Genomic DNA, 25,938 nt, shown 5'->3' on the forward strand with positions numbered 1-25,938 from the left:
GTCCAGGCGATGTTGCTAAAGTCAAAGCCGAGCCTTTTTAAATTGTGAAAAAAGCCGCTGTCGAAAGTCAGCGGCTTTTTAATTTATTTTTAATTAAATGATATTGTCAACCAGATTTTTCAAACTCTTGAACCGTTGCTCGTCCAAGACTTTTATTTTTCCGGCACTTCCAAGGGCGAATAGCTCATCGGCTTTTTTCAAGCGACCAAGCAGCGGCATGGTTATTCCATCAACCAAGTCTGCGAAACCGGTGATATCTGAATAAGTTGTTGGTATTTTGTAACCTTTTGTTGAGCTGGCAATGATTACGTCATGATCGCGTAGTTTCGCGATAACATTAGATCGAAGATACTGTTTAGTGATGCCATTGAATCCCTGTTCAGAAAGATGTTCCAGTATTTCATTCGTGGTAGTGAATTTTTCAAGCATCGGGAATCGGGCTTGAAAAAGAAGATAGCTAAGTGTCGCATGCTGAATAGCCACTTCAGTATCATAATTGTCGATATTTTCTTTCAAGAAGTGAGAAGCAGTACGTAAGGATATTTTTGAAATTTCACTATCGACTTCGTCGCTAACCGCTGTCCCAAGAGGATCAATCTCAAAGTGAGGCGGCCATTCATCAATGCTGATTCTTTTTTGGCGTAAAAATTCAAGAAAATTTTTCTTTGCTTCGCCTGTCGCCTTGTTTTCATAAACTTTTGCAACAGTGCCAACAAGAAAGTCGGCAAGCTGCACCATTACATTGTTCCTGCTGTCTACCATCTCGATTTTAGAAGTAGAAAAGAGATCAGGGCCATGGTTTTCATTGATATATTTTTCAAAGCTTTCCATGAATTCGCTGGAACCATGCCCATCTGCGTAGATGGTCAAGTTTTCTGCTGCTCTGAATAATTTCTCATAAAGTATGCCATTTGTAAATTTTATAAATGACTTTTTGTATTTGAGTCCGGTGTCTTTTGAGATTCTCTTTTTGTCTATTGCTAAAGCATAAAATCTGAAATCGAGTAATTTTAATTCTGAAATTATCTCTGAGCGTTTTTTGTCTTTTGTTGAGCTGGACTTTATCTCTCCCAGCCCAAAATACTTAAGGCGAATTTTTTCTATTTCATTTGCAAGGGTGCTTGCATGTTCAGCAGAGACTAAAATTGCCAAAATCAAAAAGTAACTGGATGCACCATCCTTTGAGGTATCCAGATCGTGATTTCCAGATTCGTCTATAAATGCAAAATAGTCATTCATGATTTTCCTATGATTTTGAGCTGATTGACACATCTTCTGCTGGCTGAGGCCTAATCATGCGACGTCAACTACTTACTTGTGGTAACGTAAGCTTCAGTATGACATCAACTGACCTGGAGAGCCCCATGAGTTTTGATTCCTTTCTGTCCAAGCTGAAAACCAAAGCCAGTGAACTGAAGACCGAGGCGCTGAAGTACAAGAACAAGGATTTCCTGAACGCTGCCATGGCAGGCTCTGCCTTGATCGCAATGGCCGATGGCAGCGTCAGTTCGGAAGAAAAGCAGAAGATGGTCAAGTTCATCGAGAGCAATGAGGCGCTGTCGGTGTTTACCACCACTGATGTGATCAAGGCCTTCCAGGATTTTGTCAGCCAGCTCGAGTTTGACAAGGATATCGGCGAGGCCAAGGCGTATCAGGCGCTGGGCAAGATGAAATCGAATGCGGAAGCGTCGCGGCTGCTGGTGCGCATGATTATTGCGATTGCTTCGTCGGACGGCAATTTCGACGCGAATGAGCAGCGGGTGGCCAGCAAGATAGCCAAGGAGCTGGGTTTGAATCCTGCGGAGTTTGAGTTGCAGTAACGTAGGTCGGATTAGCGCGCAGCGCGTAATCCGACATTGCCTTGACACGCCAACGATGTTGTCGGATTACGGCCCTATGGGCCTCGGCGGCCCCACCTAATCCGACCTACGCCCATGGCGTCTTTATGGCGTCTGTATGGCTTCATTTACTCAATTGAGCGCTGCAAAAGTGTATCCATAGGGTAAGCTTCGTCTGTAAGCTATTTCGCAACTCTATCAAAAACACATGACAGCAATAATGATTCCTGACGTCGCCCTGGTCGACAATACCGAACAACGCACGCCGCTGGTGCTGGTGCTCGATTGCTCCGGCAGCATGGACGGCCCCTTGATCAATATGCTTAACGAGGGTCTGGCGCTGCTGGAAGAAGAACTGAAGTCCGATGTGATCGCCAGCAAGCGCGTGCGCATACTGGTGATCGAGTTTGGTGCGCATGACGAAGCGCTGGTGGCCAGTAACTGGTGCGACGCGATGGATTTCACTGCGCCGCGTCTGGAGGCCAGCGGTACCACGCCGACCGGCCATGCGGTTGAGCTGGCACTGGCCGAGATCGAGCAGGAAAAGCAGCGCTTCCGCAGCGCCGGCGTGGCCTATACCCGGCCGTGGCTGTTTTTGATGTCCGATGGCGAGCCGACCGACAATTTTCAAGCGGCAGCGCAAATGGCGCGCCGTGCCGAGCAGGACAACAAGGTTGCGATTTTCCCGATTGCCGTGGGCGATCAGGCCAATACCGAGGTACTGGGGCAGTTTTCCAGCCGTGGCGAGCGTGGCGTGAAGCAGTTGCGCGGCCTGCAGTTCCGCGAGCTGTTCCTGTGGTTGAGCGCCAGCATGCAGGTGGTGTCGCAGTCGCGTCCGGGGCAGCAGGCGCAGCTGGCCTCGACCGATGGCTGGTCTGTCGTCAGTACCTGAGGTGGCGCACGTGAAGCAGGGCTGGCGCGTGTTTGGCGCGTCGGTGGTGGGCAAGTCGCATCTGGACAAAGGCCTGCCGTGCCAGGACGCGCAGGCGCAGGCGGTGGTCGGCAGCCATCTGGTGGCGGTGGTATGCGACGGCGCCGGCTCGGCGCGCCATAGCGACGAGGGCGCGCAGTTCGTGGCTGACCAGCTGGTGTTGGCACTGGCCGCGCGCCTGCATGGCGGCGCTGCTATCGAAGAACTGCACAACGGTGCGCTTGAAGACGTGCTGGCGCAGATACGCGCGGCGCTCGATGAAAAGGCTGCAGCGGCCAGCGCTACCATCGACGACTATGCCACCACCGTCGTTGGCGTGGTCATGGGGCAGGACGTGGGGCTGTTCTTTCATCTGGGCGACGGCGTGGCGGTGGCGCAGATGGCCGATGGCGCGCAGCGCATCTCGCTGCCAGCCAACGGCGAATACGCCAATGAAACCTATTTTGTCAGCGGTACGCGCTGGCGCGATCATCTGCGCCTGCTGCCGCTGGGGCCAGGCGTCGAGTCGGTGGTGCTGATGTCCGACGGCTGCATGCCGTTTGCCATGGCGCGAAAGAACGCGTCGCTGTATGCGCCGTATATGGGCGCCATCGAGGGTTATCTGCGCAGCGTTAACAGCATCGAGTCCGGCAACGCGGCGCTTGCTGCCACGCTGGCCGACCCGCGCACGCATCAGATTACCGGCGACGACAAGACCTTGTTGCTGGCCTGGCGCGCATGAGCAAGGCCAGGGCAGTGGTCAAGCCGGCATCGCAGGTCTGGCTGGACAAAGCGCGCAGCCTGCTGCTGGGCAAGCTGATCAAGAGCGGCGGGGCCGGCAGTGTGTATCTGCTGCCGGACGCGCCCACGCAGGTGGCCAAGCTGTACCACCCGCACCTCGATCGCGAGAAAAACCGCCGCAAGATCGAGGCCATGCTCGAACTGTCGCCGGAGCTGCCGGACCAGCTGGAAAACGGCAAGCGCTATATCCAGATCGCCTGGCCGCAGTCGACGCTGCAGGACGCCAAGGGCCGCTTTATCGGCTTTGCCATGCCGCTGCTCGACATGGCGCACACGGCCGAGCTTGAACAGATCATGCAGGAGCGCCAGGCGCGCGCCGCTGGCCTGCCAACCGGCCTGGGCGCCAAGCTGACGCTGGCAGCCAACCTAGCCGGCGTGCTGGAAGCACTGCATCAGCAGCAGCATTATGTGGTCGACCTGAAACCGGTCAATCTTCGCTTTTACCGCGATTCGCTGTATATCGCCATGCTCGATTGCGACGGCTTCAGCATCCAGGGGAGGGCAGAGCGCTTTCCGGCCGAGCAGTTTACGGCCGACTACCTGGCGCCCGAATTCCAGCGCAAGGGCATGCAGGCAGGCAGCGAGTCGACCCAGGATCGCTTCGCGCTGGCCGTGGTGATCTTCCAGCTGCTCAACTTCGGCATCCATCCCTACAGCGGCCGGGCAGCCAATGCCCAGGTGGCAACCGATTTGCCGGGGCGTATCCGCGACGGCTGCTATGCCTATGGTGTGCAGCCCAACAAGTCGATTGCCCCCAACGCCACCAGCGGCCACGCGCTGATGCCGCCCGATGTGCGCGCCATGTTCGACCGCGCTTTCAGTAATTCGCCCAGGGCCGTGCGTCCGTCGCCGCTGGACTGGCAGCAGTTGCTGCGCCCGTATGCGCAAAAAAGCGGTGGCCAATTGGCGGTATGTACAGTCAACCCGGAGCACCAGCATTTCACCGGTTTTGCCTGCGCCGCCTGCGCGCGCGACCAGATCATTGCGCAGGCGGCACAGCAGCAGACGCTGGCGCAGGCGCAAAGCCAGGCCAGGGCGCCAGCCACGCCCGGACGTCGCCGCGCTGCGCCGCCAGCACCTGTCTCCAAGCCGCTGCCGGTAGTCGGAACACCCGTGTCTGGCATGGGCTGGGTGGCAGTGGTGGTCATTATCGTGCTGCTGCTGATTGGTTTTTCAGTCTGGACCTCGACGCCTGACAAAGTAGCCGAACGCACGGCCGAACAGACGCAGGCCGAAGAAAAGGCCAGCCTGGAAAAGCTGGACTGGCGCGACCGCAAGCCGGTCGAATTCATGCCATCGGACGCGCGCGAAGTACTGCGCAATCTGTCGCAGGCTTTGAAGAACGGCGACGATAGCGTGTTATTGCGTGGCATGCAGTGGCTGTACAAGGCGGTGCCGAGCCGGGAAAACGGGCGCAGCGACCGCGTGCGCGAGCAATTGCGTGAATCGCTGATCGAAGGCCCGGGCTGGCTGCCTGGCGTGCGCGACGGCATGGCCGACCAGATGCGCGATCTGCTGATCGAGAAGCCGCGCGACTATCTGGCTTCTGCCGCGCTGGGGCGCATCCATCTGTCGCTGGGTGAGCCGGTGGCTGCACGCCAGTATTTTGAACAGTCGATCTGGGCGCGTCCGACCGACGGCGTCGCCTGGATCGGCCTGGCCGCCACCGCCCTGCGCGCTGGCGATGAGGCCGAGGCCGTCAATTTCGCCGGCTTGGGGTTTGCCACCGCGCAGCGTTTTGCGATCTATAACGCGCTGTCGAACGAGCCTGGCGAAGCACCTGATAACGGCGTGGAGCGTACCGAGCGGCGCTTGGAGCGTGCCGGCAAGATTCTGTTGCTGGCGATGCCGCGCGCCTCCGGGAAACGTTGGGAAAAGGTGCTGGCCGACGGCCGCGAGTTGGCCGGGCGCATCAGCGCCAAGCCGGACCTGCTGGCAACGCGTGCAGCAGTGGCCTTGCCGACGCTGCCGCCACTGGTCCTGACCAGGCCGGGCATGGCTGAACTGCAGGGTGAAAATGCGCTCAGCATTTCGATCAGCGAGGGCGGTGCGATGACGGCCGTGGTATCGGACCAGCCAATGGACCCGCGCATCAACAAGCTGCTGGTTGACCATCTGAAAAAATGGCCCTACATCAGCGCGATTGAAAACGGCCAGATCCGCAGCAGCAGCGTCGAGGTGCTGCTGCGCTATCGCGACGGCAAGATGGTGTTTACACTGCCGCCGCCATTGTCAGGGAAGGAAAAAACACCTTGAATTTGAAATACGGACAATTTTCTGCGCTGCTGGCAGCGTTGACCATGTTGCCGCTGGCCGCGCAGGCGGAAATCATGCAGCGCCAGGTTATCGAGGCCGTGCACGCACAGCCTGGCAATGACGGCAACAACGGCGCCGATGTGCTGACCCTGGCGGCAGACAATGCCTGTGGCGGCCGGCAGGTGCGCATGCAGGCCAGCGCTCTGGGACTGGACGCGGCCACTTATGCGGCCATGAAAGCGGATCTAGCCAGGCAGGTTGCCAGCAAGGCGCCGATCGTGGTGGTGATCGAGCGGTGCCCGAAGCCGGGCGCGGGCGGGCTGCCCGAGGCGATCCGGCTGGGGCGCTGCGAAGGCGCGTCGTGCAAGGACGGCAAGGCACGCCTGTATCTGGACAAGAACTTCAGGCCAGCCAGGCAGAACGAGGCCCAGTACCAGCTGCTGATGCCGCTGGCGCCCGGCAAGGTTGCCGGTACCTGGGATGTCGACATTTATGAGCGCGAAGGGCGCATACGCTATGTATCGACCCATGTTGACGGCCCCGACTATCTGTATGCCAAACCGGTCTTGCGTTATACCAGTTTTCACGTGGATGGCCAGGTCAGGACCGAGGTGCCGATGAACGCACAGGGCCAGAACAATGGCGTGGCCAGCCGCTATTACCCTGACGGCAGCCTGGCCGCACGCGGCACATGGCGCAATGGCCTGCGCGAGGGTGTGCATCGCACGTACCATCAAAAGGAAGGTCGGCTGAAGCAGGCTGAGCAATATCACGCCGGCGTGCTTGTTGATGGCGTGATCGAGACCTTCAACGACGAGGGCAAGGTAGTCAGGCGCATGCCGGTGCGCGATGGCATGGCAAATGGCGAGGTGCTCAGCTATACCGACGATGGCGTGCTTGTCAGTAGCAGGTCCTATGCAAAAGGCATGGCAAACGGTCTGAGCACCTGGTTTTTTCAGGACGGCAAAACAAGCCTGGTTGGCCAATACGTCGACAATAGGCCAGTTGGCGAGCATCTTGATTACCGGCCGGACGGCACGCTGGCAAGCAAGAAGGTCTACAGTGAAAAAGGCGTGCTGCTCAGCGAGTAAAAACAGGGTCAGTTCCGCCAATGCGACACGAGCTCATCAGGCATAGAGTCGCCATTGCTCCTCAACGATGCCTCCAAGGCTGAGGTTGTGTCGCAATGGCGGAACTGACCCCAGCTTTGGCGTGGCCTACGCTGCCATTTTATCGAGCAGGCGGTCGCAGCGAAATACGGATAGCGTCTCGCGTGCGTTGGCCGTGCCGTTACTGGCCGTACCTATACTGGCCGTGCCGATATCAATCATTTCGTCCATTTCGCTGCGCAGGTCGTCGTGCTGGCCGGTGCGGATCAGCTGGGGTGCGGCGAAGCGCTGGCTGTCGGAAATGGTCATGATGTTGTTGACGGCGTCGACCAGGAAACCGTAGCGCTCTTCGCCGCGTTCGATCACCAGCACCTTGGCGCCGCTCTCGTCGGCCAGCGGCGCCATGCCGTACAGTTGGCGCAGGTCGATAATGGTAATCATCTGCTGGCGCAGGTTGAGCAGGCCGCGCATATATGGCGCCATGCCGGGCGGGCGCGTGATATTGCCGGTAAAGTCGATAATTTCGCGCACCTGCCTGATTTCCACGGCAAAGCTGTTTTCTACCGTAAAGGTGATATACACCTGGCGCTGCACCTTGCGCACGGTTTTTTCAGCCTCGCTTTCGGCCGGATACAGGCGCGCATGGCCTTGCTGCATTTCCACGATTTCCGCGTGCGACAATATCTCGCGGTGATCGAGCAGCACCAAATCGCCCAGCTTGTCGTGGTTGATGCAGCCGGTAAACATGGCCGCGCGGGTCCGGCTCAGCAGTGGAATCGGCAGGACCTCATCTGGCACGTAGTGGACGATGCTGTCGACGCTGTCGACCAGGAAGCCCACGGTAGCGTCATCAAGGCGCAGCACGATAATGCGCTGGTCCGGGCGATCCATGGCGCCGGCGCCCGGCGCGCGCAGCAGGGTGGCAAAGTCGACCACCGCCACCTGCCTGCCGCGAAAATGCATGCGTCCCAGGCACAGCTCGCTGTTAAGGATGGAACTGTTCAGTTCCGGCACCCGGATGATTTCCTGGATGGCGGCCATGTCGATGGCAAACGCCGAGCCGCCCGCATGAAAGCTCACGCACTGGCGCCGCGCCGACTGCGATAGCCTGGCCGCGCCATGCTGGCTATTGCTGGACTGGCGTGCCAGCACATGGGGCACGTTTTCGATGCACAGCAGGGCGTGCGGATTGAGTATCTGCAGCAGCCGCGCGCCATCGGCCAGCACGATGGTGCCGGCAATCACCGCCTGCGCGTCGCCGGTGGCATAGTGCAACTGGCTGCGCTGGCTGGCCGGCACGCGCAGGATTTCGCCGGTGTCCTGGAACACGATGCCGACCAGTACCTGCTGAAAGTCGAGGATGGCGACCTTGTCGCTGGCGGTGGCCGCCGGGGCATCGGCGCGGAACAGCCGGCCCAGGTTGACTACCGGAATGACCGCACCGCGCAGCGTAAACATGCCCTCCAGATAGGCCGGCGACAGCGGCAGCGGCGTCACTCTGGCCGGATAATTGACCACTTCACGGATGCAGCCGGCCGGCAGGGCGAATTCATCGCCGCCCAGATGAAACGAGCCGAACAGCTCGGTGGCCAGCGCGGTGGTCGATTCGCTGGTTACGTTTGCCTTATGCATGTCCATGCCAGCCCTCCTTGCGCGGCGCTGGCGCCGCCACTTCCGTCACGGCAAAGCTGTGGTGCGCGCAATCGATCAGCAACTGGCGCCCCCGCTGCCCGCCCAGCGCGCAAAAGCTGGCCTGCAGGCCGCAGCGGGTCAGGTATTTCTGCGCCGCTTCGACGTTTCTCTGTCCCACCTGCAGCCGGCCGCCGGGATTGCCGAACATGCTGGCGCCGCCGGCCAGTACCACTTCGATATCGCGATAGTCGGCGGTGCGCACGCCCATCAGGCGCAGCAGCGACGGCACGGCCTGGCTCACATAGCGCGCGCCCAGTTCGCCGTCCATGCCTGGCGCTTCGGGCAGCAAACAATGGGCCAGGCCGCAGCAGCCGCCCTTGCGCCAGATAAAGCCGATGCCGATGCACGAGCCCAGCAGGGCCTGCAACTGTTCGCCGTGCGAGCCCACGCACAACTGGCCCATGCCGACCTGTTGCGGCGGTGGCAGCTGGCTGCCTGCTGAAATGACTGAATGGTGGGTGAGCAGCATCTTATGCCTCGCCAGTCTTGTAAATCATGGGAAACTCGAATTGATAGCCGGTGCCCAGGCGCGCAATCGTTTCCGATTCGCCCAGGATCAGCCGGCCATCGTCCTTGAGACTCTTGCGCGCCTGCCGCAGCACCGTTTCCTGGTGCTCGGCGTCGAAGTAGATCAGCACATTGCGCAGGAACACCACATCGAACTGGCGCGGCGGACGCAGCGCCTCGAGCAGGTTGTGCTGGGCAAAGCTGACGTGCTGGCGCAGCGCGTCGTCGACCTGCACGCCGTACGGCGTGGCCGTAAAATATTTGCGCAGCAGTTCCGGGTGCGACAGGCGGATGCGCTCGACCGAACGGCCGCTGTACTGGCCGGCGCGCGCGGCCGCCAGGATTTGCTGCGAAATATCGCTGGCCAGGATCTGGTAGCGAAACGCCGGCGATTGCAGGCGGAACTGTTCGCACAGCATGGCGATCGAATAGAGTTCTTCGCCGCTGGCTGCGGCCGCCGACCAGATCTGCAAGCAGGCATCGGGATGCGCGCGCGCCCAGGCGGGCAGGTAGCGGTCGCGAAAATAGTCCCAGACCTGCGGCGTGCGGAAAAACAGCGTGTCGTTGGTGGTGACCAGGTCGATGAAATGGCTCACTTCATCGCGGTCGGACGCCACGCGCTCCAGATACGCCTGGTAGCTGGCCAGCGACAGTTCCTGCAGGCGCGGCTGCAGGCGGCGCTCGAGCAGCACGCTCTTGCGCGCCGTCATGGCGATGCCCGTATGCTCGCGCACCAGCGCGATCAGGGTGTCGAGCACCTCGGGCGTCAGCGTGGCGGCTTGACTCATCGCTTACACCACGAAGCCCGAGACGGTCTGCGTCAGGCCGCCGGCACGCTCATTGAGCGCATCGGTGGAGCGGGCGATGCTGTCGCAGTTGGCGGCCGACTTCTCGGTCTCCTCGGCGATATACTGAATCGCGGTTGACACTTCGCGCGCCGTCAGCAGCTGTTCGTTGGCGGACTTGGCGATGTCGGAAATGGCCAGCGTGGTCTTGCCCACGCCCGAGACGATACGGTCGAACGCATCGCTGGCCTGGCGCGAGATTTCGCTGCCGGTCGAGACGCGCTTGACCGATTCGTTGATCAACTTGGATATTTCCTTGGTGGCCTGCGACGAGCGTTCGGCCAGCTTGCGCACCTCGTCGGCCGCCACTGAAAAGCCCAAGCCGTGTTCGCCGGCGCGCGCCGCCTCGATGGCGGCGTTGAAGGCCAGCATATTGGTCTGGTTGGCAATTTCGCTGATGACCTTGACGATCTCGCCGATATCTTCCGACGAACGGTTGATCAGGTCCATCGCCTCGATCGACTTGGCCACGGCGCGCGCGCCGGCTTCGGCCTCCTGCTGGGTCGACTTGGCCAGGTAGTCGGCGGCCGAGGTGTTTTCGGCGATCGAATTGATGGAAAAGGTCAGCCCGTCGATCGAGGCATTCATCTGTTCGACCGTGGCGCCCAGCGCCTGGGTGCCGACCGCCACGCCGGTGGCGCGCTCGGCAATGGCATTGGACGAGTCGGCAAAGCCGTTGGCGGCCGCCACCACGTTGCCGATCACGCCGCGCAGGTCGGCAATCATTTTGCTGATGCCGCCGGCCAGCAGGTCAATCGGCTCGGTGCCTTCCTGCACGATATGCACGGTCAGGTCGCCCTGGGCGGCGCGCGCCACCGACGCGAGCAGGGTGTCAACCTTGCGGTTGTCGCTGGCCGCGCGCGCATGCACGGTGTCTTCGAGCTTGACCTGTTCGGTGATATCGGTGGCAAACTTGACCACCTTGTAGGGCTTGCCGCTGGCGTCGAGGATGGGATTGTAGGTCGCCTGTATCCACACCACCTTGCCATCGTTGCCGATGCGCTTGTAGCGACCGCTGTCGAATTCGCCGCGGTGCAGCTTTTGCCAGAATTTCTTGTAATCGACGCTGTTGGCGTACTCGGTTTCGCAGAAAATGCGGTGGTGTTCGCCGCGAATATCGCCGATTTCGTAGCCCATCACGGCCAGGAAGTTCTCGTTGGCGCCCAGCACTATGCCGTTGATATCGAATTCCACCACCGCCTGCGCCTTGTCGATGGCGCTGACCTTGCCTTCATATTCGGCATTGCGCTGCTTGACCGCCGTCACGTCGGTGGCGAACTTGATGACTTTATAAGGTTTGCCGTCAGAATCGAAAATCGGATTGTAGGAGGCGCTGATCCACACTTCATGGCCATCCTTGGCGATGCGCTTGTATTCAGCCTGCTCGAATTCGCCGCGCGCCAGGCGCGCCCAGAAGTCGCGGTAGGCGCCTGATTTTGCGTACTCGGGCTCGCAGAACATGGCGTGATGGTGGCCCTGTACCTCATCGAGCGTGTAGCCGAGCACGCGCAGGAAATTCTCATTGGCATGCAGGATCGTGCCGTCGAGCTCGAATTCGATCACGGCCTGGACGCGGTTGAGCGCCGTGTTGATTGCTTGTAAGTCCAAATCCTGAGAGTGACCGACATGAGTGGCTGCGTCCATAAAGGTTCCTTTGATCGGCAGTTAATATAAAGGCTGGAAATGTTATAGGATTAAAATAATGGTGATAATCAGTGAGAATTAAACTATTGGAGCTGCATGCATTATTCTGCCACGATTCGATAAAGCGATAGTTTATTGATTTTTATCAATAAATTTATTATTCATCACAGTCATGTCAAAAACAAGCAGCTTGAAAAATAAGTTTTAAATGTGTGGTAATCGCTGCATCGGAGATTATCTTTGATTATTTTAGGAACTTTTTCTGCTTATTATCATCGTGTTTTTTTCTGATGATTCGGCTTTGGATTTGATAGCCGGCAGGCACTGCGCGCGGTTTTTTCAGGTCTGCCTCAGCGGCAACAAAAATACGGGCGTTCTTTTATCGGGTATAGTAAAGACTCGCCAGGACTGGCCCGAGCAGGGGGGGCTGGCGACGACAAACCTATAAGGAAGAGACAATGAGCGCTGCATACGAGGTTGGCGGTTCTGTTGCCGTCATTACATTGAATAATCCTCCGGTCAACGGCCTGGGCCTGGCGACGCGCACCGCAGCCGTCGATGGCATCCGCCAGGCGCTGGCCGACGACGCCGTGACGGCCATTGTGATCACCGGCGCCGGCAAGGCCTTTTCGGGCGGCGCCGATATCAAGGAATTCAATTCGCCCAAGGCGCTGACCGAGCCGACGCTCCATACGCTGATCAATGTGGTGGAAAGCTCCACCAAACCGGTGATCGCAGCCATCCATAGCGTCTGCATGGGCGGCGGGCTGGAGCTGGCGCTGGGCTGCAACTATCGCATCGCCTCACCGGGCGCGCAGATGGCTTTGCCTGAAGTGAAGCTCGGCATTTTGCCGGGCGCTGGCGGCACGCAGCGCCTGCCGCGCGTGCTGGGGCTGGAAATGGCGCTCAACATGATCGTCTCGGGCACGCCGGTGGCGTCCGAAAAACTGGCCGGCACGACGCTGTTCGATGAAGTGACGGCGCCGGGCGCCGACCTGCGCGCCGCCGCCGTGGCCTTTGCCGGCAAGGTTGCCGATGTGCGACCCTTGCCCCGGGTACGCGATCGCCAGGTCGATTACCCGAACCATGAAGCGTTCCTGCAGTTTTCACGCAATACCGTCAAGGCCATGTCCGGCCCGTTCCCGGCGCCGCTGCTATGCGTGGAGGCGGTGGCGGCCTCGGTCACCAAAAAATTCGATGACGGCTTGAAATTCGAGCGCGAGCTGTTTATGCAGCTGGTGCAGTCGGCTGAATCGAAAGCGTTGCGCCATGCTTTCTTTGCCGAGCGCGTGGCCGGCAAGGTGCCCGATGTACCGGCCGATACACCGGTGCGGGCGATTGCCAGCGCCGCCGTGGTGGGCGCCGGCACCATGGGCGCCGGCATTGCCATGAATTTTGCCAATGCGGGCATTCCCGTCACGCTACTGGAGACAAAACAGGAAGCGCTGGACAAGGGGCTGGCAACGATACGCAAGAATTACGAGAGCACCGTCAAGAAAGGCAAGTTGACGCAGGAAAAAGCTGAGCAGTGCATCGCGCTGGTCAACGGCACGCTGTCTTATGCCGATATTGCCCAGGCCGATATCGTGGTGGAAGCCGTGTTCGAGGACATGGACGTCAAGCAGGCAGTATTCCAGCAGCTCGACGAGGTCATGAAGCCGGGCGCCATCCTGGCCTCGAATACCTCCACGCTCGACCTCGACAAGATCGCTGGCTTTACGCGCCGCCCGCAAGACGTGATCGGCCTGCATTTTTTCAGCCCGGCCAATGTGATGAAGCTGCTCGAAATCGTGCGCGGCAAGCAGACCGGCAAGGATGTACTGGCCAGCGCGCTGGCGCTGTCGAAAAAGCTCAGGAAAACCGGCGTGGTGTCGGGCGTATGCGACGGCTTTATCGGCAACCGTATGATCGAGCAATATAGCCGCCAGGCCGGTTTCCTGCTCGAAGAAGGTTGCCTGCCGGAACAGGTCGACCGGGCGATGGAGCAGTTCGGCTTTGCCATGGGACCGTTTCGCATGGGCGATCTGGCCGGCAACGATATCGGCTGGGCCATCCGCAAGCGCCGCTATGTGGAAAAGCCGGACGTGACGTATTCAAAAACGGCCGACCTGCTGTGCGAGCTGGGCCGTTTTGGCCAGAAGACGGGCGCCGGCTGGTATGACTACAAGCCGGGCGAGCGCAATGCGTTAGCTTCAGAGCAGGTCAACGCCATGATCGTTCAGCATTCGCAGGACATCGGCGTGGCGCGGCGCACAGTGAGCGACCGGGAAATCGTCGAGCGCCTGGTGTACGCGCTGGTCAACGAGGGCGCGCGCATCCTGGAAGAGGGCATCGCCCTGCGCGCCTCCGATATCGACATGGTCTACCTGACCGGCTACGGCTTCCCGCTGTTCCGCGGCGGCCCGATGTTCTACGCCGATACGGTGGGCCTGCCCAATGTGCTCGACGCCATCGAAGGCTACGCCAAGGGCCGCCACGGCGAAGCATGGACGCCGGCGCCGCTGCTGGTCAGGCTGGCTGGTGAGGGAAGGGGATTCAACAGCTGACGTAGGTCGGATTAGGCCCTTCGGGCCGTAATCCGACAACATCGCTAACACCAACAAAGTTGTCGGATTACGCGCGTAGACAACACCGCAAGCGCCAACAATGTTGTCGGATTACGGCCTGCGGCCTAATCCGACCTACCCGACCTACATGATATGCGCCAGGATCCCAGCCCCGATCCATTCACCGCGCCTTTGCCACCATCCTGATCGCTTCATTGACAATCACCGGATTGTCTTTCTGGATCGCCGGGCCGGCGCCGGTCACGCGCTCGATGGCGGGCGCGCCGACCAGGCGCTGCCAGTCTTTTTCCTGCTCGCGCACCACGCTTTCGTATGGCCCGGTTTCCTCGATGGCGAACTTGCCGCGCACCAGCAGCATGGCGGGCGCGCGTAGCGGCGACTTGCTGTCGATGCCTTGCAGGCATTGTGTCTGCGCATCGAATTCGGCAGATTTGGCAGCGTTCAGTATCAGTGCCTGGCGCGCTTTCAGCGCCATGGCCCAGGTTGGCGCTTCGCTTTGCAGGCGGCGCCAGCGCTCCGGGTGAACCGGGTCGAGCAGCACCAGGCCGGCCACGTCCTGCGGATACATTTTTGCATACACATATTGATACAGGCCGCCGATGCCGTTGCCGACCAGGATATACGGCGGCTTCAGGCCGGTTTTTGCCAGCAACTGATGCTGCTGGGCGGCAATCGTGCACGGGTCGCGCGGCGCCGCCGTCTTCGGACTGTCGCCATAGCCTGGACGGTCATAGGTCAACACCTGATGCTGCTGCTCCACGGCCGGCAGCACATCGGCCCAGACCTCCTTGTTGTCGCCGAGACCGGACTGGAATACCACCGGCAGCTTGCCATGTCCGGCCAGGCGGTAGGCAATATCAGCATCGGGCAACGAGGCCATGGCCGGCGAGCCGGTTTTGCCGCCCCACAGTGAGCAGGCGGATAAGGCAAAGGCAGCACTGCAAAGCAGGACGGCGCGCACGGGGCGGGCGGCGGGTAGATGCTGCATGAAACTCCTAGACTTGGTAAATGAGCTGGCGTACTTGCAGCTCATTATAGGCAAATCATGCGCAACTGGAAACGCCACACAGAAGGAAATCGATTGCTGCTGGTTACGAATCGCGTTTTTTGCGCTGCACGATCTGGCGGCTGGCCTGCTGTACCGCCGGCGCGCACAGCATCACGGCGCAAAACGCCACCGGCCAGGCCGCCAGGAAGGCATGGCGCCAGCGCAGCAGGAAGTCCGGGTGCAGGCCGCCTGCAGCCGACGGCCGAAGGCTGGCAATACTATGAGCAGTGCCGTCCGCTGGTGCATGCGCTGCGTCATGCCACCCAACAGCTCGACGCCAGCCTGTCGGCCGTGTCCGGCGCCATCCGCGTGCTGGCGCCCGTCAATTTTGCCAGCGGCCTGTTGACGCCAGCCTGGGTCAGCTTCATGCCATCTTGCTGTGTCCGCTGCTGCAGTGCCGCCAGGAGCTGGCCGACGGTCGCCTGCTGCGCGTGCTGCCCGACTGGATGCCGCAGCCGCGCCATGTGTACGCGGTCTGGACCCAGCGGCGCTATCTGCCGGCGCGCGTGCGCGTGCTGCTCGAGCATCTGTCGGCGTTTGCACGCGAAAGTGCGCTGCTCAATGACGACGAGGATGACGCGGATGATGGGGATAACAGGGCGACCTGAGAATTTTATTGTTCTGGCGTAAAACCGGGCGCCTGTACTTCGCGCCATGATGCGGTTAAGATAAAGCTGGCGGCTTACCCGGCTGCCATCGGCGTTTTCTGTCGTGCAGTTCATTCAACCATGCTATGAGAGATGCAATGAAATATCTGATCGTCCCCTGTCTGTTGGCCATGACTGGCTGTGAAGTGCTGTATGACGCGAACCGGGACAAGATCGGTGAATACTGCAACAGCCTCAACAATTTCGATGACCGCAATGCCTGCCGCAAGCGCAACCAGACCAGCTACCAGGAGTATGTGCAGCAGCGTGACAAGCTCAAGCAGGGCCACAGCGAGAAATAAGCGCGGTGCCTGAAAAAAAACGCCGCTGGCAGCTTGCCAGCGGCGTTTTGCATTGTTGCCCCGGCAACGCCGGGGCAGTTCAGCGTCAGTCGTTGGCGTAGATATCGTTGTCCTTGGTTTCGCCAACAAACAAGGTGCCGATAATGACCGTACCGAGCGCCACGATAATCGGATACCAGAGGCCGTAATAGATATCGCCCTTGAAGGCCACCAGCGCAAAGGCCGTGGTCGGCAGCAGGCCGCCGAACCAGCCATTGCCGATATGGTAGGGCAGCGACATCGAGGTATAACGGATGCGGGTCGGGAACATTTCCACCAGCATGGCCGCAATCGGACCGTACACCATGGTCACGAACAACACCAGGATAAACAGCAACAGCACCACCATCGGCTTGTTGATCTGGTCAGGATCGGCCTTGGCCGGGTAGCCCGCTTCCTTGATGCCGGCGCCGATTTCTTTCTTGAACGCTGCTTCCTTGGCCTTGCTGTCGGCGTCGAAGTTCAGGCCGTCGGCCGTCATGGTGGCATTAAACGAGGTAAATTCCTTGGCGCCGATGCGTACCTTGGCCACCGAGCCTGCCGGTGCATCTTCCTTGGTGTAGTTGACCGAGCTGTTGGTCAAAAAGCCGGCGGCAATGTCGCACGAGGATGGGAACTTGGTGGTGCCGGTCGGGTTGAACTGGAAGTGGCAGGAAGCCGGATCGGCAACAACCACCACCGGCGAATTTTTCAGCGCCATTTCCAGTTGCGGATTGGCAAAGTGCGTCAGGCCCTTGAAGATCGGGAAGTAGCAGATGGCAGCGATCAGGCAGCCACCGATAATGATGTACTTGCGTCCGATGCGGTCCGACAGGCTGCCGAAGAACAGGAAGAACGGCGTGCCCAGCAACAGGGCAATCGCAATCAGGATATTGGCCGTGGCCAGGTCGACTTTCAGCGTCTGGATCATGAAGAACAGCGCATAGAACTGGCCTGTGTACCAGACCACGGCCTGGCCAGCGGTCAGGCCCAGCAGCGCCAGGATCACGATTTTCAGATTTTTCCACTGGCCAAAGGCTTCAGTCAGTGGCGCTTTCGAGGTCTTGCCTTCCGCTTTCATCTTGGCAAACGCCGGCGACTCGTTCATGGCCATGCGTATCCAGACCGAAATGCCCAGCAGGATTACCGACACCAGGAACGGTATGCGCCAGCCCCAGGCTTCAAATTCCGCCTCGCCGGTGGCCATGCGCGTGCCCAGGATCACCATCAGGGAGAGGAAAAAGCCCAGCGTTGCTGTGGTCTGTATCCAGGCCGTGAATGCGCCGCGCTTGCCTTCTGGCGCATGTTCGGCAACATAGGTGGCGGCGCCGCCATATTCGCCGCCCAGCGCCAGGCCCTGCAGGATGCGCAGGATCACCAGGATAATTGGTGCGGCAATGCCGATCGACGCGTGGCCCGGCAGCAGGCCGACAATAAAGGTCGAGGCGCCCATGATCAGGATGGTGATCAGGAAGGTGTATTTGCGGCCGATCATGTCGCCCAGGCGGCCGAACACCAGCGCGCCGAACGGGCGCACGATAAAGCCGGCGGCAAAGGCCAGCAGCGCAAAAATGAAGGTGGTGGTGGGGTCGCCGATAAAGAACTGCTTGGCGATAATTGTTGCGAGCGAACCGTACAGGTAAAAGTCGTACCATTCAAAAACCGTGCCCAGCGATGACGCAAAGATGACCTTGCGCTCTTCCGGCGTAATCGGAGTTCCCTTGGTGGAAATCTTCCGCACGTCGGCCGATCCGGATGGTGTAGCCATTGTTTGTCTCCCTAGTTATAGTGAACCGTCGCCGCGGTCTTTTTGACCATTCTTGCAACAGCTGAACGCAGTGTGTTCTTGTAACCTTACGCGAAACTTACCAAAAAATGCCCGATCAATTGCGCCTGTTTCAAGGTGTTTTGCCCTGCGGGCAAGCGAACGACCGTACTTAATCGTGCTATTCTCGTTGCCATATCATTTACCCGATCACTATCGAATCAGGAGACACTCATGCAAGATGCCGTTATCGTTGCCACCGCCCGCACCGGCCTGGCCAAGTCCTGGAAGGGCGCGTTCAATATGACCCACGGCGCCACGCTGGGCGGCCATGTGCTGGCAGCGGCGATCGAACGCGCCGGCATCGAGGCAGGCGAAGTGGAAGACGTTATCGCTGGCTGCGCCTTTCCCGAAGGCGCTACCGGCAACAATATTGCGCGCCAGATCGCGCTGCGTGGTGGCTGCCCGGTCACCACGCCCGGCATGACGGTCAACCGCTTCTGCTCGTCGGGCCTGCAGGCCATTGCGCTGGCAGCGCAGCGCGTCAATGTAGGCGAAGGCGATATCTACGCTGCCGGCGGTGTCGAGTCGATCTCGTGCGTGCAAAACGAGATGAACAAGCACATGCTGCGTGAAGTGTGGCTGCAGCAAAACAAGCCGGCGCTGTACTGGCCGATGCTGCAGACGGCCGAGACGGTGGCCAAACGCTATGGCATCAGCCGCGAACGCCAGGACCAGTACGGAGCGCAAAGCCAGCAGCGCGCCGCTGCGGCGCAGGCTGCCGGCCTGTTCGATGCCGAAATCGTGCCGATGACCACCATTATGGGCGTGGCCGACAAGGCCAGCGGCAGGCTGCTCACGCGCGAGGTGACGATTGCCGCCGACGAGGGTATCCGCGCCGACACCACTTATGAAGGCGTGGCGAAAATCCGTCCGGCCATTGCCGGCGGCGTGATCAGCGCCGGCAATGCCAGCCAGTTTTCCGACGGCGCCGCGATGGCCATCGTGATGAATGCGCGCGTGGCCGAAGCAAAGGGCCTGCAGCCGCTGGGTATCTTCCGCGGCTTTGCCGTGGCCGGCTGCGAGCCTGACGAAATGGGCATCGGTCCGGTGTTTGCGATTCCAAAGTTGCTGAAAAAGGCCGGCCTGGGCGTGGACGATATCGGCCTGTGGGAACTTAATGAAGCGTTTGCCGTGCAGGTGCTGTATTGCGCCGATACGCTGGGCATCCCGATGGCGCGCCTGAACGTGAACGGCGGCGCGATTGCCGTCGGCCACCCGTATGGCGTATCGGGTGCGCGCCTGGTCGGCCATGCGCTGATCGAAGGCAAGCGGCGCGGCGTGAAATACGTGGTGGTGACCATGTGCATCGGTGGCGGGCAGGGCGCGGCAGGGCTGTTCGAGGTGGTGTAGCGCACTGCACGATGGGCCGATAGCGGTTACAGTATCGGCTCATTCATTGATCGTTATGACCATGCTCAAGCACATTGTTTTCTGGAAACTTAAAGACCACGCCGAAGGCGCCGACCGCGGCACCAATGCCTTGAAACTCAAGGCGCTGCTCGACGGCTGTTCAAGTATCGTGCCCGGCATCGTCGAGTTCGAGGTGGCCGTGGCCCAGAGCGGCCTGGAAGCGACGTACGATATCGTGCTCTACAGCGCGTTTGACAGCCGCGCAGCGCTGGACGCCTACCAGAACCATCCCGAGCACGTGAAGATCAAGCCATTCTTTGCCGCCGTGCGCGAAGCGCGGCAGTGCATGGATTACGAAGTGTAAACTTTTCAGGAGCCTGTATGAGCACATTCCAACGCATCGTCCTCGCCTCACGCCCCAAAGCCGAAGTCCAGCCAGAGAACTTCCGCCTTGAAACTGTCGATATGCCCGTCATCAAGGATGGTGAGCTGCTGGTGCGCAACCAGTATCTGTCGCTCGACCCGTATATGCGCGGGCGCATGAGCGAGAGCAAGAGCTACGCTGCTTCGCAGGCCATCGATGACACCATGATCGGCGGCACCGTCGGCGAAGTTGTCGAATCGAAAAACCCGAAATTTGCCGTGGGCGACATGGTCGTCGGTACGCTGGGCTGGGCCGAGATGGCCGTCTCGGATGGCAGCATGCTGCGCCGTGTCGATACCAAGCAGATTCCTGCCTCAGCTTACCTTGGCGCAGTCGGCATGCCCGGCATGACGGCCTGGTACGGCCTGAACCATATCATGACGCCCAAGGCTGGCGAGACGGTGGTGGTATCGGCCGCCAGTGGCGCCGTGGGCAGTGTGGTGGGCCAGCTGGCCAAACTCAAGGGCTGCCGCGTGGTCGGTATTGCCGGTGGCGCAGAAAAATGCGCGTATGTGGTCGATGAACTGGGCTTTGACGCCTGCGTCGACTACAAGGCCGGCAATCTCGAAGCCGACCTGGCGGCAGCCACGCCCGACGGCATCGACGCCATCTTTGAAAACGTCGGCGGCAAGGTGTTTGACGCCGCACTGGCGCGCACCAATGCGTTTGGCCGCATCGCCCTGTGCGGCTGGATCGCCGGCTACAACGGCGAGGCAACGCCGATCGATAATTTCCGCTTGATCCTGATCAACCGCCTGACGGTGCGCGGCTTTATCGTCTCCGAGCAGCCAGAGCTGTGGCCGCAGGGACTGGGCGAACTGGGCGCACTGGTGGCCGAGGGCAAGCTGAAATTTCGCGAATCGGTGGCCGAGGGGCTGGCCAGTGCGCCCGAAGCGTTTATCGGCTTGCTGAAAGGGCGTAACTTCGGCAAGCAACTGGTCAAGCTGATCTGAGCTGATCTGCGCTGAACCAGCAAGGGCAGGCCGTGCGACAATGCCGGCCTGTCTATTTTTTTATTTATCATGAGCCAACACATTATTCGCCTCGGCGACTGGGCCACGCTGGGCCCGGACGCCACCGTCATCCGTTTTGAAGTTTTTGTCGACGAACAGAAAGTGCCGGCCGAGATCGAACTCGACGACATGGACGCCGTCTGCCTGCATGCCGTGGCCTATGACGCCGCCGGCAGCGCGCTCGGCACCGGCCGTTTGCTGCCCGACGGCCATATCGGCCGCATGGCCGTGCGCAAGGCAGGGCGCGGCACCGGCATCGGTGGCGCCATCCTGCAGCAATTGATGGAGCAGGCGCGCGCGCGTGGCGATGCTTCCGTCGTGCTCAATGCACAGACGGTGGCGGCGCCGTTTTATGCGCGTTATGGTTTTGTGCAGCGGGGAGAGCAGTTCGAGGAGGCGGGCATACCGCATGTGGAGATGGTGCTGGTGTTTGGCTAATATCGAGCGTAGGTCGGATTAGGCCCTTTGGGCCGTAATCCGACAACACCTTTGATGCCAACAATGTTGTCGGATTACGCGGGGCATTGCCCCGCTAATCCGACCTACGATATGCCTTATTTTAATTCTGCGCGTGCGACTGGCGCCATTTGTCCAGGATCACGGCCAGCACGATCACCACGCCCTTGGCCACATACTGCCAGAACGAGGACAGGCCGAGGATGGTCAGGCCGTTGTTCATCACGCCGATAATCAGCGCGCCGATGACGGTGCCCCAGACCGAACCCACGCCGCCCATCAGGCTGGTGCCGCCCAGCACCACTGCCGCAATCGCGTCGAGCTCGTAGCCGGTGCCCCAGTTGCCGTTCGCTGCATACAGGCGGCTGGCCGACATGGCGCCGCCCAGGCCGGCAAACAGGCCGCTGATGGTGTAGACAAACATCAAGACCATGCCGACCTTGATGCCGGTCAGGCGCGCTGCCTGGATATTGCCGCCGACAGCGTAGATATGCAGGCCCAGCGTGGTCTTGCGCAGGATAAACCAGGTAATGATCACCACCATCGCAGCCAGCCAGATCAGCCACGGCAGGCCCAGGAAGCTGCCGTTGCCCATCCATTCAAAGCTCGGGATTTCCGTGTTCAGCACGCTGGTGCCGTCGGCCAGCAGATAAGCGGCGCCGCGCAAGGCAGTCATGGTGCCGAGCGTGACGACAAACGGGTTCAGGCCGACCAGCGCTACCAGCAGGCCGTTCAGTGCGCCCAGCAGCAGGCCGACCAGCAAAAAGGTGGGAATCGAAAAGCCGGCGAACTGCGCCGACAGCGACATCAGCATGCCGGCCACGGCCGACACCGCCAGCACCGAGCCGACCGACAGGTCGATGCCGCTGGTCAGGATCACGAAGGTCATGCCCGAGGCCAGCACGATATTGATCGATACCTGGCGGAAGATATTCATGGTGTTGGTGCTGCTCATGAAGGTCGACTCGCCATTGCCCGAGAAATACACGGTCAGCCCGTACATGGCGATATACAGCACCACCAGCACGGGCAACATGCCCAGGCGGCGCATCACGTTCGAGGCGTTGAGAGGTTGGCGCGCGGTGGACGCACTGCTGTTAGTTGTCATGATGCTTTACTCCTGTCAATATTGTGTTTTTATGCTGCATCGTGATGCGTGGCCAGGGCCAGGATCTGTTCCTGGGTGATATTGTCCCCCGTCACTTCCCCGGTCATCTTGCCTTCGCACATGACCATCACCCGGTCGCAGATACCGACCAGTTCGGCCAGTTCGCTGGAAATGCACAGCACGGCCGTGCCGGCGTCAGCCAGCTGGTGGATGATCTTGTAGATCTCGCTTTTGGCGCCCACGTCCACGCCGCGCGTGGGTTCATCGAGAATCAGCACTTTCGGCTTGATCGCCAGCCAGCGCGCCAGCAGTACCTTTTGCTGGTTACCGCCCGACAAACCACCGACGATACCTTCCGGGCCCGAGACTTTAACGTTCAGGCTGGCAATCGAGGCTAGCGTGAGGTCGGTCAGTGCGCGGCGGTCGACCACGCCGGCCTTGGCGTGTTGCGACAGGATATTCATCGACATGTTTTCCATTGCCGACAGCTGCATGAACAGGCCCAGGCTCTTGCGGTCTTCCGGCAGGTAGCCGATGCCGTGGCGAATCGCCGCCAGCGGCTCGCCGATCTGCACTTCCTTGCCGTCGAGCCAGACCTGGCCCGATTGCTTCTTGTCGGCGCCGAAGATCAGGCGCGCCAGTTCGGTGCGCCCGGCGCCGACCAGGCCGGCCAGGCCCGTTACTTCGCCCGCATGCAGCACGAAGCTGGCCGGGCGTACCTTGCCGGCGCCGACGTTTTCCACCCGCAGGCGCTCGGCGCCATGCGACTGGCGGCGCTGGTGCTGGTAGAAATCGTCGGCCGGACGGCCCACCATCATCTGCACCACTTTTTTCTGGTCCAGTTCATCCTTGCCCAGCTCGCCCACGTAGGCGCCGTCGCGCAGTACCGTGATGCGGCGCGCCAGGCGTTCCACTTCGGCCATGCGGTGGCTGATATACAGCACCGCCAGGCCCTTGTCGCGTTGTTCTTCGATAATGCGAAACAGTTGTTCCGTTTCGCGGTCCGACAATGCCGCCGTCGGCTCATCCATGATCAGGATGCGGCTCTTGTGAACCAGTGCGCGGGCGATTTCCACCTGCTGCTGTTCGGCGATCGACAGGGTCGACACCATGCTGTCGGCGTTGAAACGCGAACCGAGATCAGCCAGGATGGCGTTGGTACGCTCGCGCATTTCTGCCGCCTTGACGGTAAAGAATGGTCCCTTGGGCTCGCTGCCCATGAACACGTTCTGCGCCACCGTCATGTTTTTTGCCACGCTCAGTTCCTGATAAATCAGGTTGATGCCCAGCGCGCGCGCTTCACCGGGATTGCGGATGCGAATCGGCTTGCCATCGAGAATGATTTCACCGGCGTCCGGCGTGTAGACGCCCGACAGGATTTTCATCAGGGTGCTCTTGCCGGCGCCGTTCTCGCCCATCACGGCATGGATTTCGCCGCTGCGCACCGTCAGATGCACGCCGCGCAGCGCGCGCGTGGCGCCAAAGCGCTTTTCGATGCCGCGCATTTCAAAAATAATATCGTCGCTCATGACTGTCCTTCCTAACTGTGAAACTGGCGCGCGCGGCCAAGGTGGCTGCGCGCGCCGCGTGGTTCAGCTCAGCCGGATCAGTTCTTTACCCAGCCGGTGTAGGTGGCCACGTTTTCCTTGGTCACGGCCGGCGTTGGCAGCAGCACCATGGTTTGCTTCGGCGCGCGGCCGTTCATGATGTCGTAGCCCATCTGCACCGCTTCGGTGGCCATGCGGTACGGGTTTTGCGCCGAGGTGGCGGCAAACAGGCCGGCCTTGTTTTTCAGTGCGTTCTGGCCATCCGGTGCGCCGTCAACTGCCGTGATCAGTTTCACGTCGCTGCGCTTGGCTTGCTTGATCGCCAGTTCAGCGCCGATGCCGGTTGGATCGTTGATGGCAAACACGCCGTCGATCTTCGGATGGGCCGTCAGCAGGTTCGACATCACGGTCATGCCGCCATCGCGGCTGCCGCCAGCGTTCTGGTTGTCGGACAAAATCTTGATGTCCTTGAAGCCGGCCAGGGTTTTCTTGCAACCATTGACGCGGTCGATCACGGAGGTCACCGGTGGGCCATTCAGGATCACCACGTTACCTTTGCCGCCGATCTGCTTGGCCAGGTAGGCGCACGATACGTCGCCAGCCATGGTGTTGTCCGACATCACAGTGGCCGAAGCGCCAACAGCGCCCACGTCCACGGCAATCACGATCACGCCGGCATTGCGCGCTTTCTTGATGGCCGGTGCGATGCCTTTCGAGTCGACCGCGTTGAGGATAATGATGTCGGTCTTGTTGGCGATAAAGTTTTCGATCTGGTCGACCTGGGTGTTCAGGTCGTACTTGCTCGATACGGTGGTGACTTTCACGCCAGGGCCGCCCAGCTTGTGCGCGGTTTCTTCGGCGCCACGGCCGATGGCCACGAAGAACGGGTTGGCCAGGTCGCCAACGCTGACGCCGATCGATTTCAACGGTTTATCAGCAGCAAAAGCGCTGCAGCCCAGGGTCATCAACAGGGAAGCGATCAGTACTTTTTTCATGGTATCTCCAGGTTTTTTTATAGAAACAAACGGTACAGCGGTAAAAACTACGGGTAAAAAATGTTCAGGCAGCCAGACGCAGCGCTTCGATCATCTTGTCGAGCTTGGCTGCATCGACGGCAAAGCCGCGGATGCCTTCGGCCAGTTTTTCGGTCGCCATGGCGTCGTCGTTGAGCGCATAGCGGAAAGCGGCTTCATCGAAACTGACAGCCGGCTGAGGTGCGCCGTGGTCCACGCCCAGCGCACGTTCGAACGGTGCATCGGATGCTTCAAGCTTGGCCAGCAAATCGGGGCTGATGGTCAGCAGGTCGCAGCCGGACAGGGCGGTGATCTGGCCGACATTGCGGAAACTTGCACCCATCACTTGGGTGTTGATGCCATGCTGCTTGTAGTACTGGTAGATGCGCGTGACGGACTGCACGCCAGGATCGTTGGCCAGCGAACGGGCCGCTTCGTCCCAAGACGCGCCAGCGGACTTTTTGTACCAGTCGTAGATGCGGCCGACAAACGGCGAGATCAGGCGTACCTTGGCATCGGCGCAGGCAACCGCCTGGCAGAACGAGAACAGCAGCGTCAGATTGCAGAAAATGCCGTCCTGTTCCAGTTCGCGCGCGGCCTGGATGCCTTCCCAGGTGGCGGCAATCTTGATCAGCACGCGTTCGCGGCCGATGCCGGCCGCTTCATACAGCGCAATCAGGCGGCGCGCACGCGCTACCGTGGCGGCGCGGTCAAAGCTCAAGCGGGCGTCAACTTCGGTCGACACGCGGCCCGGCACCACTTTCAAAATTTCCAGACCGAAGCGCACCAGTACCTGGTCGACGATATCGTCGAGTGAGGCATTGCGGTGGGCGGCCACGGTTGATTCCAGCAGCGGCGCGTAGTCAGGCTGCAGCACCGCTTTCAAAATCAGCGACGGATTGGTGGTGGCGTCCTGCGGTGCAAAGCGCGCCAGTTGCAGAAAGTCGCCGGTATCGGCTACCACGGTGCTCGATTGTTTCAGTTGTTGCAGTTGATTCATTGTTTCTATCCTTTA

General features: G+C 60.2%; 24 protein-coding genes. 12 read left to right on the top strand and 12 right to left on the bottom strand.

All coding sequences use genetic code 11. The annotated features are described in order from the left end of the window. Window positions 1-93 precede the first annotated feature (93 nt). A complete protein-coding gene (locus GCM43_RS22710; RefSeq protein ID WP_193315716.1) occupies window positions 94-1,239 on the bottom strand; it encodes a DUF3800 domain-containing protein in 1,146 nt (381 codons plus the stop codon). A 125-nt stretch (window positions 1,240-1,364) separates the two neighbouring features. Here GCM43_RS22710 and GCM43_RS22715 point away from each other — a divergent pair, with 125 nt between their 5' ends. The 5 genes from GCM43_RS22715 to GCM43_RS22735 all read left to right on the top strand — a co-directional run bounded on the left by GCM43_RS22715 (window position 1,365) and on the right by GCM43_RS22735 (window position 6,896). Further along, complete coding sequence (locus GCM43_RS22715) at window positions 1,365-1,820, top strand: tellurite resistance TerB family protein (RefSeq protein ID WP_152248172.1); 456 nt, start codon at window positions 1,365-1,367, stop codon at window positions 1,818-1,820. A gap of 226 nt (window positions 1,821-2,046) precedes the next feature. Beyond that, a complete protein-coding gene (locus GCM43_RS22720) occupies window positions 2,047-2,730 on the top strand; it encodes a vWA domain-containing protein (protein WP_152248173.1) in 684 nt (227 codons plus the stop codon). Window positions 2,731-2,740: 10 nt separating this feature from the next. Then, window positions 2,741-3,490, top strand: coding sequence for a PP2C family serine/threonine-protein phosphatase (locus GCM43_RS22725; RefSeq protein ID WP_193315717.1), 750 nt, complete (start codon window positions 2,741-2,743; stop codon window positions 3,488-3,490). Further along, entirely contained in the window at window positions 3,487-5,805 is a 2,319-nt protein-coding gene (locus GCM43_RS22730) for a hypothetical protein (protein WP_152248175.1), read from the top strand. The genes GCM43_RS22725 and GCM43_RS22730 overlap by 4 nt, the downstream gene beginning before the upstream one ends. Next, window positions 5,802-6,896, top strand: a complete 1,095-nt coding sequence (locus GCM43_RS22735; RefSeq protein WP_152248176.1) for a toxin-antitoxin system YwqK family antitoxin — start codon at window positions 5,802-5,804, stop codon at window positions 6,894-6,896. Before GCM43_RS22730 ends, GCM43_RS22735 begins: the two co-directional genes overlap by 4 nt. 126 nt (window positions 6,897-7,022) lie before the next feature. Here the strand turns inward: GCM43_RS22735 and GCM43_RS22740 are convergent, their stop codons facing one another. The 4 genes from GCM43_RS22740 to GCM43_RS22755 are packed head-to-tail and all read right to left on the bottom strand — an operon-like array spanning window position 7,023 to window position 11,602. Further along, entirely contained in the window at window positions 7,023-8,552 is a 1,530-nt protein-coding gene (locus GCM43_RS22740; protein ID WP_226929620.1) for a chemotaxis protein CheW, read from the bottom strand. Next, on the bottom strand, window positions 8,539-9,075 hold the full coding sequence (locus tag GCM43_RS22745) for a chemotaxis protein CheD (RefSeq protein ID WP_152248177.1): 537 nt from the start codon (window positions 9,073-9,075) through the stop codon (window positions 8,539-8,541). The genes GCM43_RS22740 and GCM43_RS22745 overlap by 14 nt, the downstream gene beginning before the upstream one ends. A 1-nt stretch (window position 9,076) precedes the next feature. Beyond that, complete coding sequence (locus GCM43_RS22750; RefSeq protein ID WP_152248178.1) at window positions 9,077-9,901, bottom strand: CheR family methyltransferase; 825 nt, start codon at window positions 9,899-9,901, stop codon at window positions 9,077-9,079. Window positions 9,902-9,904: 3 nt separating this feature from the next. After that, window positions 9,905-11,602, bottom strand: a complete 1,698-nt coding sequence (locus GCM43_RS22755) for a methyl-accepting chemotaxis protein (protein WP_152248179.1) — start codon at window positions 11,600-11,602, stop codon at window positions 9,905-9,907. Window positions 11,603-12,060: 458 nt separating this feature from the next. Here GCM43_RS22755 and GCM43_RS22760 point away from each other — a divergent pair, with 458 nt between their 5' ends. Continuing rightward, complete coding sequence (locus GCM43_RS22760) at window positions 12,061-14,148, top strand: 3-hydroxyacyl-CoA dehydrogenase NAD-binding domain-containing protein (protein WP_152248180.1); 2,088 nt, start codon at window positions 12,061-12,063, stop codon at window positions 14,146-14,148. Window positions 14,149-14,329: 181 nt separating this feature from the next. Here GCM43_RS22760 and GCM43_RS22765 read toward each other — a convergent pair whose 3' ends face one another. Both GCM43_RS22765 and GCM43_RS26530 read right to left on the bottom strand, forming a co-directional pair. After that, entirely contained in the window at window positions 14,330-15,157 is an 828-nt protein-coding gene (locus GCM43_RS22765) for an alpha/beta fold hydrolase (RefSeq protein ID WP_193315718.1), read from the bottom strand. A 103-nt stretch (window positions 15,158-15,260) separates the two neighbouring features. After that, window positions 15,261-15,434, bottom strand: a complete 174-nt coding sequence (locus GCM43_RS26530; protein WP_226929631.1) for a DUF2798 domain-containing protein — start codon at window positions 15,432-15,434, stop codon at window positions 15,261-15,263. A gap of 157 nt (window positions 15,435-15,591) precedes the next feature. On the opposite strand from GCM43_RS26530, the gene GCM43_RS26435 reads away from it, so the two are divergent. Further along, window positions 15,592-15,825 (top strand): LysR substrate-binding domain-containing protein, encoded by a 234-nt coding sequence (locus tag GCM43_RS26435; protein WP_264372672.1) that lies wholly within the window; start codon window positions 15,592-15,594, stop codon window positions 15,823-15,825. Window positions 15,826-15,962: 137 nt separating this feature from the next. After that, on the top strand, window positions 15,963-16,166 hold the full coding sequence (locus GCM43_RS22775) for a hypothetical protein (RefSeq protein WP_152248182.1): 204 nt from the start codon (window positions 15,963-15,965) through the stop codon (window positions 16,164-16,166). Window positions 16,167-16,251: 85 nt separating this feature from the next. Here the strand turns inward: GCM43_RS22775 and GCM43_RS22780 are convergent, their stop codons facing one another. Further along, window positions 16,252-17,952, bottom strand: a complete 1,701-nt coding sequence (locus GCM43_RS22780) for an MFS transporter (RefSeq protein WP_152248183.1) — start codon at window positions 17,950-17,952, stop codon at window positions 16,252-16,254. Window positions 17,953-18,183: 231 nt separating this feature from the next. Between GCM43_RS22780 and GCM43_RS22785 the strand changes: the two genes are divergently transcribed. From GCM43_RS22785 to GCM43_RS22800, 4 genes are all read left to right on the top strand, one after another. Continuing rightward, window positions 18,184-19,362, top strand: coding sequence for an acetyl-CoA C-acyltransferase (locus tag GCM43_RS22785; protein WP_152248184.1), 1,179 nt, complete (start codon window positions 18,184-18,186; stop codon window positions 19,360-19,362). Between the two features lie 61 nt (window positions 19,363-19,423). After that, the gene (locus GCM43_RS22790) at window positions 19,424-19,726 is read left to right on the top strand and encodes a Dabb family protein (protein WP_152248185.1); all 303 of its coding nucleotides are present in this window, start codon (window positions 19,424-19,426) and stop codon (window positions 19,724-19,726) included. A 17-nt stretch (window positions 19,727-19,743) separates the two neighbouring features. Further along, window positions 19,744-20,739 (top strand): NADP-dependent oxidoreductase, encoded by a 996-nt coding sequence (locus GCM43_RS22795; protein WP_152248186.1) that lies wholly within the window; start codon window positions 19,744-19,746, stop codon window positions 20,737-20,739. A gap of 69 nt (window positions 20,740-20,808) precedes the next feature. Beyond that, the gene (locus tag GCM43_RS22800; protein ID WP_152248187.1) at window positions 20,809-21,237 is read left to right on the top strand and encodes a GNAT family N-acetyltransferase; all 429 of its coding nucleotides are present in this window, start codon (window positions 20,809-20,811) and stop codon (window positions 21,235-21,237) included. Window positions 21,238-21,358: 121 nt separating this feature from the next. Here GCM43_RS22800 and GCM43_RS22805 read toward each other — a convergent pair whose 3' ends face one another. From GCM43_RS22805 to tal, 4 genes are all read right to left on the bottom strand, one after another. Continuing rightward, entirely contained in the window at window positions 21,359-22,363 is a 1,005-nt protein-coding gene (locus GCM43_RS22805) for an ABC transporter permease subunit (protein WP_152248188.1), read from the bottom strand. A 29-nt stretch (window positions 22,364-22,392) separates the two neighbouring features. Beyond that, window positions 22,393-23,892: a sugar ABC transporter ATP-binding protein gene (locus tag GCM43_RS22810; RefSeq protein WP_152248189.1), complete on the bottom strand. Its 1,500-nt coding sequence runs from the start codon at window positions 23,890-23,892 to the stop codon at window positions 22,393-22,395. Between the two features lie 77 nt (window positions 23,893-23,969). Further along, window positions 23,970-24,905: an ABC transporter substrate-binding protein gene (locus GCM43_RS22815; RefSeq protein ID WP_152248190.1), complete on the bottom strand. Its 936-nt coding sequence runs from the start codon at window positions 24,903-24,905 to the stop codon at window positions 23,970-23,972. A 64-nt stretch (window positions 24,906-24,969) separates the two neighbouring features. Then, window positions 24,970-25,923, bottom strand: a complete 954-nt coding sequence (tal, locus tag GCM43_RS22820) for a transaldolase (protein WP_152248191.1) — start codon at window positions 25,921-25,923, stop codon at window positions 24,970-24,972. Window positions 25,924-25,938 lie beyond the last annotated feature (15 nt).

Origin of the sequence: Janthinobacterium aquaticum (assembly GCF_009208565.1) — a bacterium.
Lineage (GTDB): Bacteria > Pseudomonadota > Gammaproteobacteria > Burkholderiales > Burkholderiaceae_D > Janthinobacterium.

Excerpts from the sequence above, each read along its gene's own strand:
- GCM43_RS22765 (WP_193315718.1), bottom strand. The coding sequence starts at position 15,157 with ATGCAGCATCTACCCGCCGCCCGCCCCGTGCGCGCCGTCCTGCTTTGC.
- GCM43_RS22780 (WP_152248183.1), bottom strand. The coding sequence starts at position 17,952 with ATGGCTACACCATCCGGATCGGCCGACGTGCGGAAGATTTCCACCAAG.
- GCM43_RS22805 (WP_152248188.1), bottom strand. The coding sequence starts at position 22,363 with ATGACAACTAACAGCAGTGCGTCCACCGCGCGCCAACCTCTCAACGCC.
- GCM43_RS22815 (WP_152248190.1), bottom strand. The coding sequence starts at position 24,905 with ATGAAAAAAGTACTGATCGCTTCCCTGTTGATGACCCTGGGCTGCAGC.
- GCM43_RS22775 (WP_152248182.1), top strand. The coding sequence starts at position 15,963 with ATGAAATATCTGATCGTCCCCTGTCTGTTGGCCATGACTGGCTGTGAA.
- GCM43_RS22795 (WP_152248186.1), top strand. The coding sequence starts at position 19,744 with ATGAGCACATTCCAACGCATCGTCCTCGCCTCACGCCCCAAAGCCGAA.
- GCM43_RS22715 (WP_152248172.1), top strand. The coding sequence starts at position 1,365 with ATGAGTTTTGATTCCTTTCTGTCCAAGCTGAAAACCAAAGCCAGTGAA.
- GCM43_RS22800 (WP_152248187.1), top strand. The coding sequence starts at position 20,809 with ATGAGCCAACACATTATTCGCCTCGGCGACTGGGCCACGCTGGGCCCG.
- GCM43_RS22760 (WP_152248180.1), top strand. The coding sequence starts at position 12,061 with ATGAGCGCTGCATACGAGGTTGGCGGTTCTGTTGCCGTCATTACATTG.
- GCM43_RS22730 (WP_152248175.1), top strand. The coding sequence starts at position 3,487 with ATGAGCAAGGCCAGGGCAGTGGTCAAGCCGGCATCGCAGGTCTGGCTG.
- GCM43_RS22750 (WP_152248178.1), bottom strand. The coding sequence starts at position 9,901 with ATGAGTCAAGCCGCCACGCTGACGCCCGAGGTGCTCGACACCCTGATC.
- GCM43_RS22790 (WP_152248185.1), top strand. The coding sequence starts at position 19,424 with ATGCTCAAGCACATTGTTTTCTGGAAACTTAAAGACCACGCCGAAGGC.
- GCM43_RS22785 (WP_152248184.1), top strand. The coding sequence starts at position 18,184 with ATGCAAGATGCCGTTATCGTTGCCACCGCCCGCACCGGCCTGGCCAAG.
- GCM43_RS22755 (WP_152248179.1), bottom strand. The coding sequence starts at position 11,602 with ATGGACGCAGCCACTCATGTCGGTCACTCTCAGGATTTGGACTTACAA.
- tal (WP_152248191.1), bottom strand. The coding sequence starts at position 25,923 with ATGAATCAACTGCAACAACTGAAACAATCGAGCACCGTGGTAGCCGAT.
- GCM43_RS22810 (WP_152248189.1), bottom strand. The coding sequence starts at position 23,892 with ATGAGCGACGATATTATTTTTGAAATGCGCGGCATCGAAAAGCGCTTT.
- GCM43_RS22720 (WP_152248173.1), top strand. The coding sequence starts at position 2,047 with ATGACAGCAATAATGATTCCTGACGTCGCCCTGGTCGACAATACCGAA.
- GCM43_RS22710 (WP_193315716.1), bottom strand. The coding sequence starts at position 1,239 with ATGAATGACTATTTTGCATTTATAGACGAATCTGGAAATCACGATCTG.
- GCM43_RS22745 (WP_152248177.1), bottom strand. The coding sequence starts at position 9,075 with ATGCTGCTCACCCACCATTCAGTCATTTCAGCAGGCAGCCAGCTGCCA.
- GCM43_RS22740 (WP_226929620.1), bottom strand. The coding sequence starts at position 8,552 with ATGGACATGCATAAGGCAAACGTAACCAGCGAATCGACCACCGCGCTG.